This is a genomic window from Mesorhizobium sp. CA15 (genome assembly GCF_020165215.1).
GTDB lineage: Bacteria > Pseudomonadota > Alphaproteobacteria > Rhizobiales > Rhizobiaceae > Mesorhizobium.
In genome coordinates, this window is the sequence record NZ_JAIUHQ010000026.1 from 35996 (window position 1) to 51456 (window position 15461).

A 15461-nucleotide genomic window follows, 5' to 3' on the forward strand; every position below is an offset into this window, starting at 1 on the left:
GTAGGGAGTAAGGAGTAAGTTTGCGATGGGAGTTCGCGGCGTCTACGTGGCCTGAGACTCTTGACCTACTCCCCTACTCCCCTACTCCCTCACCTACAGCGACAGCGCCGTCCGAAACTCCTGGGTCGAATTGCGGGCGGGATAAGGCTCTTCCGGCACGGGAACGCCTAGATGGGCGCAAAGCGGGGGCCAGCCGTCGCCGAGCTTGTGGACCAGCAGACGTTCGGCCGGCACGGTATTCAGCACCGCCTCGACATTGTCCCGATAGATCGCGATCGCGTGGGCGCGATCCTGCGGGCGGCCGTCAAAAGCCTGTTTCGAAATGAGCGAGATGCCGAGCGACTCCTGGTCCGTGCTGCCGACGATCGCCGGCAGGATGGTTTTTTCGAAACTCTCCCACCAGCTTTCAGGCGAGCGCCAGGTCAGGATGACGCGCGCCTGCGGATAGATTTCGATCAGCTCGCGCCAGTAATGCGCCGAGGGCCAGTCGACGCAGGATTTATAACCAGCAAAGAGCTTGTCCCAGTCGGGCGCGGCGCCCTTGGCCAGCGCCCGCCAGAGCAGCTTCTGCTCCTCATGCGCCATCACCTCCGACATATGATGGCAAGGGCCGAAACCCAGCATGGTCAGCGCCTCGCGCATCGAATCCGTCCCGGTCCGGCCGAAGCCGGTTCCAATCACCTTGAGCGACATTTCCCCTCCTCCTTCGTTGCGATCAATCTCCCTGGACCACGAGCCGCAGGCGGTTGCCTTCCGGATCGGCGGTCGAGATAATGCGACCGTCCCCTTTCACCGGTATGTCGGCCGCTTCGAGCCTGCGCTCCACGGCGGCGAGCTCCTGCGCGGAGCCAAGCTCGATGGTGAAATGGTCGAGGCCGGCTGCACCCGGCGGCGGCTCGCGCAGCTCGTCGCGCGCCCAGATGTTGAAGGCCGCCATATGGGCGCGGCGCGCCGTGCCGCAGTCGAACATGCCGAAAGTCCGGGACTGGATATGCGGCCGGAAGCCGAGCACCCCGAGATAGAATTTCATCAGCATCTCGGGCGCGCGGGCGCGCAAATGGATGTGGCCGATAAAGGCTTCCTGCGCCATCTTCGGCTCGATATGGCCGGAATTGCCGAGGTCGCGCAGCAAGCCCGATACGTCCAGCGGCTCGAGCCCCGAATGCCCGCTGCCGTCGGTGGCAATCAGCGTCACGCGGCCATTGGGCGACACGTTGCGGCGCAGCAAGCGCTGCGGCGTGTCGAAGCAGATCTCGATGCCGTTACCGGAGGGGTCGGAGACATAGAGCGATTCCGAAACCAGGTGATCCTGGGCGCTGAACCGTAGGCCAGATGCCTTGAGGCGGGCGGCCGTATGCGCGAGATCGCGGCGGCTGGTGATATGGATGGCGACGTGGAAGAGATCGCGCGCCTTCTGCGGCAGCGGTGCCTCCGCGCCGGCATGGAGCACGATCAGCGTCCGGCCGCCGGCGCCAAGCTTCGCCATGGTGGCGTCCTCGCCAAGCAGCGCCAACCCAAGCGCGTCGCGCCAAACATTCAAGGCCGCCGGCACGTCGGTCACCTTGAGATGGACCGGCCCGAGACGGGTCACCGGAGACAGCAATCCATCATCCATCGTCGTCTGTCCGATTGCGGCCAATGACATATTAGCTGTGAATGAATTGCCTGTCGCGCTCCAAGTTCGGGTTGACCCCTTCCCGGCGGGCGGCGACTATTGCGACGGCCGGTTTTCTGGAATTGGTTCAGCAGGAGGAGATCGCATGGACGAGACCGAACAGTGGCGCAATATGGCGAGCGCGCCGCGGGACGGCAGCCGCATCCTGGTGACGGTGCGTTCCTCCGAGCAGGGGCCGGCCGAGGTCGACATGGCCTACTGGTCGCGCGCCGACCAGTTCGGCGAGGAAGGCTGGCGGGCGTCGGACTCCTCGCCCGGCCGCATCGTCGAATATGCAGAACCGGAACTCAGATGCTGGATGCCGCTGCCGACCGCAGGACGCGGGACAATGCCCAGCCCGTGGGAGGGAGATGACGTGCCGCTGGTGGACGGGGAGGGAATTTAAGGTCAAGCCCGCCGTGGCTCGGAAGGCCGGCTTTCAAAGCCGAAAGGAGGCGGGTCCTCGCCCGGCATGCCGGCGAGAGAGCGCTGCACGGGCCGACGCTGCCACGGCAAAAAGCCTGCTCACGAGCATTGGTAGACTTATCCTGGGAGCGCCGGGCAACCGTTGCGCTAACTGCTGCTCCAAGTACCGCGCCTGGGCGATGTCGTGACGAAAGATTGCGGGTGGGCCTTGGAGCCGGTAGAAACCGTCATCTTGCCGGAAGGGCCAGTCGGTCGGTCTGAATGGCAGCATTGAGGTTCTCCCATGTTTCAGGTTCGGCCAACTCTCTGGCGCGACCGTGATAAAGCTGGAGATGGCAGCGTGATCGAAACGTGAAAAAGACCGCTTGGGACAGATAGCGGTTGAATTACCAGGGGCGAAGCGAAAGAATTGCCATAATCGTGGCCGGGGCCGAAACTCAATGAAAGGGCCTCATCTTTATCTTCTGGGCGGATTTGATCTCGCCGGTACTGGCGCGGCTGCTCCAACCTTGAGCCGCAAGGCACGGGCGATGATGGCCTATCTCGCGCTGCAAGCCGGACAGGCACAATCGCGCGAGAAGCTGGCCGCCCTGCTCTGGAGCCTGAATGGCGAAACCCAGGCCCGGATGAGCCTCAGGCAAGCCGTTTCGGCCATCCGAAAGGCCATGCATAAGTGCGGCAGCGGACGGTTTCTGACAGACGGCGTCAGTGTCGGCCTGTATCTCGACGAGATCGACTTCGATGTCGCCCGGTTCGAGACGCTTGCGACAGGATCGTCGCCCGAACACCTCGAGCAGGCACTCGTCGTCTACCGCGGCGACCTGCTCGACGGTCTTGGCGTGAAAGAGGAGCCGTTCGAAGATTGGCTTCGAATTGAACGCGAGCGCCTGAGAACGATCGCGGTTGCAGCGCTGGACAGGCTGGTGGCGCATTACAGCGCGTCGAACGACCTTTCATCCTGTGCGCGGACGGCTGCGCGACTGCTCGCAATGGAGCCTCTGCGCGAAGATATCCACCGGGCATTGATGAGGGCCTATGCCGCGCAGGGCCGCATCAACCTTGCTCTTAAACAGTATGAGCTCTGCCGTGAGGCGCTGGAGAGAGATCTTGGGCTGCAGCCAGAATTGGAAACGCGCCAACTGTACGAGGCTCTGCGGACACGCCGGATGAGTTCATCGCCTCACTCGACACGTCCGGTTGCGGCCGCCGAGCCGGCGGCCGGTTCGGAGGCAAATGCCGGTGGGAGCCTTTCCGGCGGCGAGCCGATGCCACCGACCACCCACTACGTCAAATCGGCAGGAATCAACATCGCCTATCAGGTGACCGGCGAAGGGCCGATTGACCTCATATACGTGCCCGGCTGGGTCTCCAATCTCGACCTTGCCTGGGGCTCGCCGCGCTTCGCGCATGTGCTCAAGCGGCTCGGCACCTTTTCACGCCTGATCCGATTCGACAAACGCGGCACCGGTCTATCCGACCGCCATGTCGGCCTGCCGACGCTGGAAGAGCGCATGGAGGATGTGCGTGCGGTGCTGGACGCAGTCGGCTCCACCCGAGCGGTGCTGTTCGGCAGCTCGGAGGGCGGTCCGATGTGCATGCTTTTCGCCGCCACCTATCCCGAGCGTACGTCCGCGCTGGTGCTTAACGGAACCTACGCCAAGGGCACTTGGTCAAAAGAGTATCCCTGGGCCAGAACTGTGGCGCAGGTGGACGACGACGTAGCGGCCGTCGAGAGACAATGGGGCAAGCCAGCCGACATGAGCAACGCAGCGCCGAGCCTGACCGAAAACATGGTCGAACGCGAATGGTTCGCCGCCTATCTCAGGAATTCGGCCTCGCCCGCCGATGCAATCGCGCTCTGGCGCTGGGGTACCGAAGTCGACGTTCGCGACATCCTGCCGGCGATCCGCGTGCCGACGCTGATCGTGCAGAGGACGGGCGACCGCTGGGTACGCCCAGAGGAAGGGCGTTACTTGGCAACCCACATCCAAGGCGCCAAATACGTCGAGCTGGCCGGCAGAGACCACGTGATCTGGGGTGAAGATTGCGACAGTCTGGTTGACGAGATACGAAGCTTCGTCACCGGATCCACATCCCGAAAGACCGTCTCTGCGCTCACCGGATGAGCGGCGGCATGTCGTCGGCAGAACTGCTCATTTCCCCATCCGTGAAGATTGGCGGTTCCGACGCCGCGCCAAAAGGAGCGCAGCTCTCAGAACAAGAACGCCGCCGTGGCCGGATCGGGTCCCGTCCGGCCGTCGGCCGAATCCAGACCGCGAACGGTCTGCATGTCGTCCCCGTCCAGCTCGAAGCCGAAGATGTCGAAATTGCCGGCGATGCGCTCCCGGTGGATCGACTTCGGAATGACGACCAGCCCCTCCTGCAGGTGCCAGCGGATGATGACCTGCGCCACCGACTTGTCGTGCTTCTTCGCGATCTTCTCCAGCGTCGGATCGGCCAGCAGCCGGCCGCTGCCCAGCGGGCTCCAGCTCTCGATGCGGATGTTGTGCCTGGCGTGAAAATCGCGCTTGTCACGCTGCTGGAAGCGCGGATGCAATTCGATCTGGTTGACGACCGGCGTCACGCCGGTCTCGCCGATGATGCGCTCCAGATGGTCCTGGTTGAAGTTCGAGACGCCGACAGACTTGATACGGCCGGCCTTCCGCAGTTCGACCAGCGTCTTCCAGGCCTCGACATATTTGTTCTGGCTGGGCACCGGCCAGTGGATGAGAAACAGGTCGATCTGGTCAATGCCGAGCTTCTGCATCGTATCGTCGAAGGCGCGCAGCGCCGCGTCACGCTGATGCGCGCCGTTGCGCAGCTTGGAGGTAATGAATAGCTCGGCGCGCGGGACGCCGGCAGCACGGATCGCCTCGCCGACGCCTTCCTCGTTGCGATAACCCTCGGCGGTGTCGATCAGCCGGTAGCCGGCCTCGATGCCCCAGCGCACAACCTTGGCCGTGATCTCCGGATCGACCTGCCAGACGCCCAACCCGATCTGCGGGATGGTGGCGCCGTCGTTCAATTTGAGCTGTTCGGGCATGGGAGGTTCCTTTTGGAAGGGAGAGTGGTGCCGACTATGTAGGCCACGGGTCGGGGAATGCCAGTCAGGGAAAGGTTGGCGAGACAGCAATCCCTCTGTCCTGCCGGACATCTCCCCCACGAGGGGGGAGATAGCAGTTCCCGCGCCTCAGCCCCTCGCCCCGAACCGCAGCCCATCCATCAAGAGCTTCACCAGCCGCCCCGACCGCTCGCGCCAGTCTGGCGTGTTCGGCGCCGAGTAGATGCCGCCCAGCGCATGCATCACATCGGAGGCGTCGACGTCGGCGCGGATTTTTCCCGCGGCGGCGGCGGCCTCGATCAGGCTTCGCATGGCGCCCGAGACGCGGCCGGACGTGTCGGAGAACAGCGTCGAGTTGGTGGTGAGCAATAGGCGCAGGCTGGTGGCGAGGCCGCGCTTGGTGGCGATGTAGTCGACGAAGCGCTGCATCCAGAGCTCCAGCGCGACATCGGCAGGATGCTCACGAGCAAGTTCCTCGGCGGCGTGGCAAAGTCCTTCCACCTCGCGGCGATAGACGACCTCGACCAGATGCTCGCGGGTTGGGAAATGGCGATAAAGCGTGCCGATGCCGACCCCTGCCCGCTTGGCGATCTCCTCCAGCGAGGCGTCGACGCCATCGGTGGCGAAAGCCTGCGCCGCCACCTCGACCAGCCTGTCGCGGTTGCGTTGCGCATCCGCGCGCAGCGGCTTTGGCGCATGCGCGTCGCGCTTCGCTTCAGCGGTCATTTCCTGGTCAGGCACTTTTTTCTCCACCGAACGCAATATGGGGGGTTGAACCATGACCGGCCAGATCCCACGTAAATAAACGGAGGCACCTCCGTTTTAGTGGAGTGCTTTTATCATATAACCAGGGGAAGCGGTATGTCACGTAGAGAAGGACGGGAAGCGCACCCTGGTTGGTGGAGCGCGGCGATGAGGCTGCTGATCTCCCCCCTTGCGGGGTCCGGCAGGACAGAGGGGGGTGCTGTCCCGCCGTCATATCAATCGATAACAAGCGCTCCCTTCCGGCAGATTTCTCTTCGCGAACATAAATCGCAAAACGCCTCGTTCCTTCGCGCCCCCCTCTGCCCTGCCGGGCATCTCCGCCCCCCTCTGCCCTGCCGGGCATCTCCCCCACGAGGGGGGAGATTGGCAGCTTCCACGCCTTGCCCCTGTCCTCCCAAGCCCCATTTCCATCCGCTCAAGCGTCCAGCAATCGGAGCCCGACGCCCCATGAATGACCAAGTCACCATCAGTCCCACCACCCTTTCCCTCAATCTCACCATCAATGGCCGGACCCAAGCGCTGGAAATCGAACCGCGCGTGACGCTCCTCGATGCGCTGCGCGAACGGCTCCACCTCACCGGCACCAAGAAAGGCTGCGACCAGGGCCAGTGCGGCGCCTGCACCGTGCACGTCGACGGCGAGCGCGTGCTGGCCTGCCTGACGCTCGCGGCCCAAGTCGAAGGGCGCTCGATCACCACTATCGAGGGCCTTGCCGGAGAGGACGGCACGCTGCATGCCGTGCAGGCCGCGTTCCTCGAGCAGGATGCCTTCCAGTGCGGCTATTGCACGCCGGGACAGATCATGTCGGCGGTGGCCTGCATCCGCGAGGGCCATGCCGGCTCCGACGAGGAGATCCGCGAATACATGGCCGGCAATCTGTGCCGCTGCGGCGCCTATCCGCACATCGTCGCCGCCATTCGCCAAGCCGCACAGGAGCTGCGCTCGTGAGAGATTTTTCCTATCTACGTGCCGACAGCGTCGAGGCCGCGCGCAACGCCGCCGCTCTTCCCGGCGCCATGCTGCTTGCAGGCGGCACCACGCTCATCGACCTCGCCAAATGCGGCGTCGCCGAACCCTCGACCGTCATCGACATCAGCCACATCGAAGGGCTCGACGCCATCGATGTCGCCGCCGACCGCGCCGTGATCGGCGCGCTGGCCAAGATGAGCCATGTCGCCGACCACACCTCCGTGAAGAGCTGCTTCCCGGCCGTATCGGAAGCCCTGTGGCAGGCGGCCTCGGCGCAGTTGCGCAATATGGCGACCATCGGCGGCAACCTGATGCAGCGCACGCGCTGCCCCTATTTCCGCGATCCGCAAAACTTCCCGGCCTGCAACAAGCGCGCGCCCGGCAGCGGCTGCTCGGCAATTGGCGGCGCGACGCGCAGCCATGCGGTACTCGGCGTCAGCGAGGCCTGCATCGCCACCTATCCGGGCGATCTCGCCGTGGCGCTCGTCGCCTTCGACGCCGAGGTCGATCTTGGCGGGCGCAAGCTGAAGCTCGAGGACTTCTTCCTTGCGCCGGGCGCCACCGCCGAGCAGGAGCACGACATCCGCCCCGGCGAAGTGATCACCGCAATAGAGATCCCAGGCTCGGCCGCGGCCAGACGCTCGACCTACATCAAGGTGCGCGACCGCCAGTCCTATGAGTTCGCTGCGGCAAGCGCGGCGGTCGGACTGGAGCTTGAAGGCGACGGCCGCACCGTGCGCGACATCCGCGTCGCGCTCGGCGGCGTCGCCACGAAACCGTGGCGGGCGCGCGCCGTCGAAGAGGCGCTGAAAGGCAAGCCGCTCGACGAAGCCACGATCCGCAAGGCGAGCGAGCTAGCCATGGAGGGCGCCGTCGACCATGGCGCCAACCACTACAAGATTGCGCTGGCGCCGCGCGTGATCGCGCGCGCCATCCTCAAATTGGGAGAGACGGCATGACCGTTCATGACATGAAACACGCCGCGTCCGACAGCGCGCGTCTCGAAGCGGTCGGCGGGCGGCTGTCGCGCGTCGACGGCCCGGCCAAGATCACGGGCGCAGCGAAATATGCCTTCGAGCAGCAGCTCGAGGGGCTGACGCATGCGGTGCTGGTCGGCGCAACGATTGCCGCCGGCAAGGTGACGGCGATCGACGCCCGCGCGGCCGAGACCGCGCCCGGCGTGCTCGCCGTGCTGACGCCCGACACCATCATGGAATTGAGGGGCGCATCGGACTGGCTCGGCAACCCGCCGTCGCAGCCGACCTACGCGCCGCTCGTGCGCGAGGTCACCTTTTCCGGCCAGCATGTCGCGGCGGTGGTGGCCGAGACATTCGAGCAGGCGGTCGCCGCCGCGGCGCTGGTCAAGGTGTGGTATGACGAGACGCCGGCCATCGTCGACCTGAGCGACGGCAAGGCGGGCGACGGCATCCCGATCGACGCCATGACCAAGGAATGGGGCGACGCTGAAGCCGCTTTCGCCGAAGCGCCTGTGCGCATCTGCGCGGCCTACAACACGCCCCGCGAATTCCAGGCGGCGATGGAGCCGCATGGGCTGATCGCGCGCTGGGAGGGCGACGAGCTGACCATCTGGGAGCCCAGCCAATGGCTCGACGGCATGGCGCGCACCTATGCCGAGTGGTTCGGCCTGCCGTTCGAGAATGTGCGGCTGGTCTCGCCCTATATCGGCGGCGGCTTCGGCTCCAAAGCGCTGGCGCTGGCGCACAGCGCGGTGGCGGCGGCTGCCGCCAGGATGCTCGACCGGCCGGTGAAGCTGGTGCTCACCCGCCCGCAAAATTTTACGTCCTATGGCGGTCGCGCGGCGACGCGTCAGACCGTTGCGATCGGCGCCGACAGGGATGGCAAAATCCAATCGATCGTGCATCGCGGCGTCAACGAGACGGCGATCGACGGCATGTGGGTTGAGCCGCTCGGGTCGGTCACCTCGATCATGTATGCCACGCCCAACTTCTCCTCGAAGCAGAATGTGGTGCGGGTCAATACGGTGGTGCCGGGCGCAAAACGCGCGCCGGGCGAGAACCCGAGCGCCTTCGGTATCGAAAGCGCCATCGACGAGCTTGCCTATGAGCTCGGTATCGATCCGCTGGAGATGCGGCTGATCAATTATGCCGAGCAGGACCCGCATGCGAAGAAGGCGTGGTCGACACGCCAGTTGCGCGAGGCCTTTGCCGCCGGCGCGGAAGCGTTCGGCTGGGCGAAGCGCAGCAACGCGCCGCGCTCGATGCGCGACGGCCGCCAGCTCATCGGCTGGGGTGTCGCGGCCGGCACCTATCCGGTGCGGCGCGCCCATGGCGAGGCGGTGGTGAAGCTGCTTTCCGACGGTTCGGTCGAAGTTGAAAGCTCGTCCATCGACATGGGCCAGGGCACTTACACGATCCTGGCGCAGACCGCGGCCGAGACGCTTGGCGTGCCGGTGGAGCGGGTGTCGGTGAAACTCGGCGACTCGCATTTCGCCCGCGCCGGCGTCACCGGCGGCTCGCGACTTGCCGGCGTCATGACCGGCGCCGTCCACAAGGCGGCAGGCCAGGCGCTGGACGAGCTGATCGGGCTCGCGCTTTCCGACCCGCGCTCGCCGTTCCAGAAGCTGCAGGCGAACACGCTGCAAGTGAGGGATGGCCGTATCGCCTCGCCGCGCGGCGAAGGGCCGGACCTGTCGATCGCCGACTTCATGATGGCGATCGGCCGCGACCAAATCGAAGCCAAGGGCGACACGCTGCCGGCCAGCACGACGCCGGAAGAGCGCTACAAGAACTACACCACTATAGCCATGTCGATCCCGCACACCGAGGGCGACTATTCGCGCCATTCCTGGTGCGCGCATTTCGTCGAGGTGCGGGTCGACGAGGATTTCGGCACGGTGCGCGTGTCGCGCGTGGTGTCGGCGCTGGATTCGGGCCGGCTCTACAACCCGAAGCTGGCGGAGAGCCAGTGGAAGGGCGGCATCATCATGGGCATCGGCCAGGCGCTGCTCGAGGAGGGCATCGTCGATCGTCGCCACGGCCGCATCGTCAACGGCAATTTCGCCGACTACATGCTGCCGACCAATGCCGATATCCCAGACATCCAGACCATCTCGGTCGGCATCCCCGACCCGCACTCCTCCGCCCTTGGGGGCAAGGGCGTGGGCGAACTGGCAATCGTCGGCATCGCGCCGGCGATTGCCAACGCAGTGTTCCACGCGACAGGGAAAAGGGTGCGGGATCTGCCGATCACGCTGGAGAAGCTGATCTGAGGTCGACGCCAGCGACGGCCTCCGCCCTGGCCGGCGGCAGGTGTCGCGCCGACGGCCGAGCGCGCGCCGTCATCGTCTCGGCCCGCGCCGGCGGGCGTGAATGCCTTTACGGCACGAACAAACCCCGGCGCGAGGCCGGGGTTTGTTCGGCCTGCCAGATCAGAACTTGTAGCTGAGGCCGACCCGCAGATCGTGCGTCTTGAGATCGATGTTCGCAACCGTGCCAGGACCGAACAGCGGCACCGAAACATCCTTTTTGCCGAAGTCGGAGTAGCGATATTCGACGCGCGCGATCCACCTGTCGGTGAAAGCGTGCTCGACGCCGGCTCCAACCGTCCAGCCAAGATGGGTCTCGTCGTGGATCGGTATTGAACCGCTGGTGGCGATCACAGTCATTTCATACTTGGCCGCGGCCACGCCCGCGGTGATGTAAGGCAAGGTCCGATCGAAAGCGTAGCCGGCCCGCAGCCGCGCCGAACCCGACCACTTGAGTTCGGTCTTGAGCAACGCACCGGCACCGGTGAAGGTCCCCACCCCATCCACATTGCTGTAAGCAATGTCCGCCTCGGCGCCGAGCACGAAGCGGTTCGCCATTTCCTGATCGAAGCCGACATGGATGCCGCCAATGAACCCATCCGGGTCGAGGGGCGCGTTAACGTCGGCACCCCCAGGGCCAGCGTCGGCGATGAAGAGATTGGACTTTCCGGCGACGTAGCCGAAGTGAGCGCCAGCATAGAGGCCGGACCAGTCGTAGTCGGCGGCAACGGGCAAGGTTTCATTGATGTCCGCCGCCGACGCGATGCCGACAGGTGCCAGAATGAAGGCTGTGGCGAGAAGAACCGTTTTCACTGTTTGCTACCCCAATGTTGCTTCCCCAGCCGCGAAATGCTCGGCGGCGATCCAGGTGTCGTCGAGGTTTTGCATTGTTCGCCAGCGGCGTCTTGGGCTGAGCCGCACCTGAATTGTCCTGGAGAGCGCCGCAACGCTTTCCCGGTCAGTGTGGCCATACAGCCTCAGTCGATTGCCGGTCTGGACGCAGCGATTGGGTGTGAGTCTACCTGGCACCGCCCGGCGCCGACGAGGAATTCGGCGCGGCCAGCTCAGCGGCGGGCGGCAGCCTGATCAGTTACGAAAGGCATGCCTATGTCCGAAATCAGTTTGACGAGATCGGCTTGGCGCCTCGTGCCGGTCTTGGCGAATATCCGGTTGAGATGGGTCTTCAACGTGTTTTCACTGATGCCGAGCAACGAGGCGCTCCTGGACGCGGGCAATCCGCTGCCGATCCGCAGGAGGACCCGTGCCTCCGCGGGAGTAAGATCGAACAGCGTCGTGAGAACGGCCTCCGGCAGCGGAGAAGAGGACGTCGTGGTCGATACGAAGACGGCAGCGCAGGCGGGCCGGAAAGCCGCGCGCGCAGTTCCTTCGGTCAGCGGCAACACATAGGCTACGGCGGGCGGTTGACCCGGCGCTGAAACGGGCAGCCCTATGCCGCGAGAGCCAAGCGAAGCATCTGCGCCGGCAGCGCTGGCTAATGCTTCCGCCAAAGCGCGGGCGACCACCGGATTCTGCGGTTGGAGCAGGCCCTTCCTGGAAAGAATGGGACCCTGCCCGGAAAACATCCGGTCGGCAGCCCCATTCGCATGGAGGATTGCTCCGTCGGCGCCGGCAAAAACGATAGGCACGGCGAGATGGTCGAGCGCTTCGCGATAGAAATTGGCGGTAATGCGGGTCTGATCGAGCAGATCTCCAATCAGGGAAGCGCGACGCAGATGCGGCGAGAGCAATGCCAGGAACCGCTGCTCTTCAACGGTTATGATACCCCTGTTGGCACGCGTGGTGCAGCCCATGAGACCAATCCGGTCCGGCGTGTGAACGAATTTGGTGATGCAAGCCTCGCGCAATCCCTGCGGTCCGGCCCAATTCTGGAAGAACGGCGTTTGCTGGAGCTCGGCCTCGCTCATATGCGACAGCGTCGCAACAGGCGTGTCGATGTCGCCAACGACCGCGGCCTTCAATCCGGGAATTTCGTCAAAGTCATAATCCTCCTGGAGCGCGCGCATTTGCACCGGATCCCAAGCTGATTGAGCCGCGAAACGGCCCTGATTGTCAGCAGTGCTGGCCAGCGCGACAGTGGTATAGGCAGCGTCGACAGCTTCGGTGACACGGGTCATCACTCCGGTCCAGCCTTCCGGATTCAAAACGCAATCATAAATTTCACCGATAATCGAATAAAGGACTTCGCTGCCCAGCCTCTCCACCACGCCCCCTGACATGCCCTGCCCCGCATGAGGGATGAGCGAAAAAAGATGAATACAGCAACAAATTGACAGCCGCCCGGCGCAAAAACGCCGATCCGTCTGGAAGGATTTCGCGACGTCATACTTTGGGGTGACGCCACGCCTGGTTGAACTCGATTAAGGGTCTAATGCGATCGGTCGAACGCCGAGCGATCAATGTCGCTTGTTATTCCCGGATTGGAAAGCATCGCGTTCGACAAATTTTTGAAGCTGTGGCTTTTCGAGGTGTTCGATTGTCGCGAAAGACGGTGTTTTCATCGGCTCAGTTGCCCTCGCATCTCAATGAACGCGATCGGTTTTCCCTCTGGCAGGATATCCATGTCGCGGAGATATGGTCGGTTGAATACGGCATGTCCGCAGACCTGCCTTTCGAGGCGGCGATAGAAGCCACGGCTGTCGGATCACTGGTTCTCGGCCAGATGTCCGGAACGATCAGGCATGCAACGAGGAAAGCAAGCAACATTGCCGACGACGGCAATGACGGATATCTCCTGCTGATCAACAAGGCCGACACCGTTTTGACCGGGGCGCAGGTCGGCCGCGAGTACGGCGTCGGCAAGGGAGAAGCGGTCCTGGTCACGGCATCGGAAGCACTGAAAATGGTCGGTGCCGACCGGAATGTGTGGTCGAACGTGGTGGTCCCACGCGCCGTCCTCGTACAGGCCTTCCCACAGATCGATGACAGGCTGGCGTTGAAGATCGGCGCCGAAAACGAGGCTCTCGATCTTCTCAAGCGTTATTGCCAACTTCTCGAGACCGGCCCGCCCCTCGTCTCGGCCGATCTCAGCATGCACGCAACGGACGTGATCGTCGATCTGATCGGTCTGGTGACGGGCGCGAAAGGTGAGGCTGCCGAATTGGCCGGCCTGCGCGGCCTGAGAGCGGCCAGGCTGCGGGCGGTCCTGGCCAACATCGCAGACAATTTCGCCCATCCTGGCATCTCTGCGCAGGGCGTCGCAAAGGAACTCCGTCTGTCGACGCGCTATATTCACGACATCCTCCAGGAGACGGGTATCAGCTTCTCCGAGCGTGTGCTCGAGCTGCGCTTGCAAAGCGCACATAAGATGCTCGCCCAAAGACACAATGACGGTATGCGGGTCAGCGAAATTGCGATGATGAGCGGTTTCAGCGACGTGTCCTACTTCAATCGCTGCTTCCGCCGTCGCTTCGGCTATACGCCGACGAGCGCCAGATAGATGCGGACGGCTCCGGCAATGGCCAGGCGACGCGATTCAGGTTCCCTCTGCGCCGAGGCAATAGGCGACGCTGACGCGATCGATGATGCAGAACCACCACGACGCGCAGAAAGTCCATGGCACTTCTCTCCAGTCCAATTCCGGTGCTGTCCCGCCCAAGACAGTATCTGGCTCCAATGACATATCGACCTCAGGGCGAAACAACAGTCATCTCAGGGGATTGAATGCTGCGGAATACAGTTGCCGGCCGCAAGGCCACGCCAACTTCGACCGCGCTGACGAGATACCTCAATCCTTTACGCAATCCTCAGCATATGGCCAGCGTCAGTTCGCTCGCGCTGATGATCGCCACCGCGGGAGCGATGCTGCCGGCAGCGGCGGCGGACGCGGTCTGGAGCGGCGCAACGTCGAGCGATTGGTCCGATCCCGGCAACTGGACTCCGAATGGGGTGCCCGACGCAGCTACTTGGGTTACGCTCGGCACGCTCACGCCGAACCCCACCGTGATAAGCGGGCTTAGCGCCAACGGGCTCGTGGTTTTCGTGGGGAGGAATGCCGGTGACGTCGGTTTGCTGACAATCACCAACGGCGGAACTCTTAGTGATTCACAAGGGGCCGTTGCCCGATTCGCAGGCTCTACCGGTACGGTCATGGTGGACGGCGCGGGATCGGCATGGCTGCATGCCGACGATTTCTATGTCGGGGCCGAAGGCACCGGGACGGTCTCCATTCTCAATGGTGGCTTGATCAGCAATGTAGGAGGCATCCTGGGCGACAGCGACGACGCCGTTGCGGTCCTGTCCGTCGACGGCGCGGGTTCGACCTGGACCAACAGCTCAACCTTGGCGGTTGCGCGTTTCGGCACCGGCACGCTCAACATTTCCAATGGCGGAACGGTCAGCGACACCGATGGGTCCATCGGCAAGGGCATTGCTTCGAACGGCACGGTCTCGATCGACGGCGCCGGCTCCACCTGGACCAACAGCGGCTCGCTGACCGTGGGCGACAACGGCATTGGCCATCTGACAATCACCAACGCCGGTTCAGCCACCACCGCGATCGGTACGATTGGTTGGCATGAAGGCTCCACCGGCACGGCGACGGTCGATGGCGCCGGTTCGACCTGGACAAACAGCTCCAAGCTGATTGTGGGCGATTTCGGTAAAGGCGCCCTGGCGATCAGCCAAGGCGGCGCCGTCAGCAACGACACGGCCTACGTCGGCAACTCGGCGGGCTCGACCGGCACGGTGTTCGTCGATGGCTCAGGCTCGAGCTGGACAAACAATTTCGACCTGTTCGTCGGCAACCAAGGCACAGGCACCTTGGCGATCTCGCATGGCGGCACGGTCAACAATGTCTCTGGGACTATTGGCGCGGAGGCAGGCTCGACCGGTATGGTGTTTGTCGACAACGCGGGCTCTACTTGGACAAACAGCGGATCGCTGACCGTCGGCGATTTGGGCACGGGCACGCTGGGGATCTCGCACGGCGCCGTCAGCAACGGCTCTGGGGTTATTGGCGCGAATGCCGGCTCGACCGGCATGGTGTTCGTCGACGGTGCCGGCTCGACCTGGACCAACAACTTGAGCCTCACTGTCGGCTATGCCGGCGCTGGCACGCTGAATGTCTCGAACGGCGCTGGGGTGACTAGCGACTCGGGCTATGTTGGCTTTTCCTTAGGTTCTGCTGGCGCTGTGACGGTAAGCGGCCTGGGCTCGACCTGGACCGCCGGCTTGGAGCTTCTGGTCGGCGGCTCCGGCACCGGTGCGCTAACGATTTCGAACGGCGGGGCGGTAAGCAGTGGCGGTGGCTTTGTGGCGTTCGGCAACGGCGTTGGCACGGC

Annotated in this window: 12 protein-coding genes and 1 pseudogene; 7 read left to right on the forward strand and 6 right to left on the reverse strand. The window is 64.0% G+C overall.

Translation table 11 applies throughout. The features are described 5' to 3' along the window. Positions 1–93 precede the first annotated feature (93 nt). Complete coding sequence (locus LB515_RS26535) at positions 94–693, reverse strand: sulfotransferase family protein (RefSeq protein WP_140845458.1); 600 nt, start codon at positions 691–693, stop codon at positions 94–96. A gap of 22 nt (positions 694–715) precedes the next feature. After that, positions 716–1615 (reverse strand): VOC family protein, encoded by a 900-nt coding sequence (locus LB515_RS26540; protein WP_224709468.1) that lies wholly within the window; start codon positions 1613–1615, stop codon positions 716–718. A 145-nt stretch (positions 1616–1760) separates the two neighbouring features. On the opposite strand from LB515_RS26540, the gene LB515_RS26545 reads away from it, so the two are divergent. Both LB515_RS26545 and LB515_RS26550 read left to right on the forward strand, forming a co-directional pair. Next, on the forward strand, positions 1761–2060 hold the full coding sequence (locus LB515_RS26545; RefSeq protein WP_095768322.1) for a hypothetical protein: 300 nt from the start codon (positions 1761–1763) through the stop codon (positions 2058–2060). Positions 2061–2520: 460 nt separating this feature from the next. Next, on the forward strand, positions 2521–4206 hold the full coding sequence (locus tag LB515_RS26550; RefSeq protein WP_224709469.1) for an alpha/beta fold hydrolase: 1686 nt from the start codon (positions 2521–2523) through the stop codon (positions 4204–4206). Between the two features lie 86 nt (positions 4207–4292). Here LB515_RS26550 and LB515_RS26555 read toward each other — a convergent pair whose 3' ends face one another. Continuing rightward, positions 4293–5123 carry an aldo/keto reductase gene (locus LB515_RS26555; RefSeq protein ID WP_224709470.1) on the reverse strand — a complete coding sequence of 277 codons (831 nt, stop codon included), beginning with the start codon at positions 5121–5123 and terminating at the stop codon, positions 4293–4295. 147 nt (positions 5124–5270) lie between these two features. Then, the gene (locus LB515_RS26560; protein WP_095768319.1) at positions 5271–5867 is read right to left on the reverse strand and encodes a TetR/AcrR family transcriptional regulator; all 597 of its coding nucleotides are present in this window, start codon (positions 5865–5867) and stop codon (positions 5271–5273) included. Positions 5868–6353: 486 nt separating this feature from the next. Here LB515_RS26560 and LB515_RS26565 point away from each other — a divergent pair, with 486 nt between their 5' ends. Genes LB515_RS26565 through LB515_RS26575 form a run of 3 tightly spaced genes read left to right on the forward strand, consistent with a single transcriptional unit; the run spans position 6354 to position 10125 of the window. Next, positions 6354–6854, forward strand: a complete 501-nt coding sequence (locus tag LB515_RS26565) for a (2Fe-2S)-binding protein (protein WP_176477075.1) — start codon at positions 6354–6356, stop codon at positions 6852–6854. Continuing rightward, the gene (locus LB515_RS26570) at positions 6851–7834 is read left to right on the forward strand and encodes an FAD binding domain-containing protein (RefSeq protein WP_224709471.1); all 984 of its coding nucleotides are present in this window, start codon (positions 6851–6853) and stop codon (positions 7832–7834) included. The genes LB515_RS26565 and LB515_RS26570 overlap by 4 nt, the downstream gene beginning before the upstream one ends. Beyond that, the gene (locus LB515_RS26575; RefSeq protein WP_224709472.1) at positions 7831–10125 is read left to right on the forward strand and encodes a xanthine dehydrogenase family protein molybdopterin-binding subunit; all 2295 of its coding nucleotides are present in this window, start codon (positions 7831–7833) and stop codon (positions 10123–10125) included. Before LB515_RS26570 ends, LB515_RS26575 begins: the two co-directional genes overlap by 4 nt. Before the next feature lie 159 nt (positions 10126–10284). On the opposite strand, the gene LB515_RS26580 is transcribed toward LB515_RS26575, so the two are convergent. Beyond that, complete coding sequence (locus tag LB515_RS26580; protein WP_224709473.1) at positions 10285–10974, reverse strand: outer membrane protein; 690 nt, start codon at positions 10972–10974, stop codon at positions 10285–10287. A 251-nt stretch (positions 10975–11225) separates the two neighbouring features. Next, complete coding sequence (locus tag LB515_RS26585; protein ID WP_224529526.1) at positions 11226–12398, reverse strand: helix-turn-helix transcriptional regulator; 1173 nt, start codon at positions 12396–12398, stop codon at positions 11226–11228. Between the two features lie 152 nt (positions 12399–12550). On the opposite strand from LB515_RS26585, the gene LB515_RS26590 reads away from it, so the two are divergent. Beyond that, complete coding sequence (locus LB515_RS26590; protein ID WP_224709474.1) at positions 12551–13618, forward strand: AraC family transcriptional regulator; 1068 nt, start codon at positions 12551–12553, stop codon at positions 13616–13618. Positions 13619–13842: 224 nt separating this feature from the next. Further along, positions 13843–15461, forward strand: a pseudogene (locus LB515_RS26595) (hypothetical protein); the annotation flags it as partial.

What these genes read in the sequence shown, in the direction of transcription:
- LB515_RS26535 (WP_140845458.1), bottom strand. Translation starts at nt 693, where the DNA reads ATGTCGCTCAAGGTGATTGGAACCGGCTTCGGCCGGACCGGGACGGAT.
- LB515_RS26540 (WP_224709468.1), bottom strand. Translation starts at nt 1,615, where the DNA reads ATGGATGATGGATTGCTGTCTCCGGTGACCCGTCTCGGGCCGGTCCAT.
- LB515_RS26545 (WP_095768322.1), top strand. Translation starts at nt 1,761, where the DNA reads ATGGACGAGACCGAACAGTGGCGCAATATGGCGAGCGCGCCGCGGGAC.
- LB515_RS26550 (WP_224709469.1), top strand. Translation starts at nt 2,521, where the DNA reads ATGAAAGGGCCTCATCTTTATCTTCTGGGCGGATTTGATCTCGCCGGT.
- LB515_RS26555 (WP_224709470.1), bottom strand. Translation starts at nt 5,123, where the DNA reads ATGCCCGAACAGCTCAAATTGAACGACGGCGCCACCATCCCGCAGATC.
- LB515_RS26560 (WP_095768319.1), bottom strand. Translation starts at nt 5,867, where the DNA reads ATGACCGCTGAAGCGAAGCGCGACGCGCATGCGCCAAAGCCGCTGCGC.
- LB515_RS26565 (WP_176477075.1), top strand. Translation starts at nt 6,354, where the DNA reads ATGAATGACCAAGTCACCATCAGTCCCACCACCCTTTCCCTCAATCTC.
- LB515_RS26575 (WP_224709472.1), top strand. Translation starts at nt 7,831, where the DNA reads ATGACCGTTCATGACATGAAACACGCCGCGTCCGACAGCGCGCGTCTC.
- LB515_RS26585 (WP_224529526.1), bottom strand. Translation starts at nt 12,398, where the DNA reads ATGTCAGGGGGCGTGGTGGAGAGGCTGGGCAGCGAAGTCCTTTATTCG.
- LB515_RS26590 (WP_224709474.1), top strand. Translation starts at nt 12,551, where the DNA reads ATGCGATCGGTCGAACGCCGAGCGATCAATGTCGCTTGTTATTCCCGG.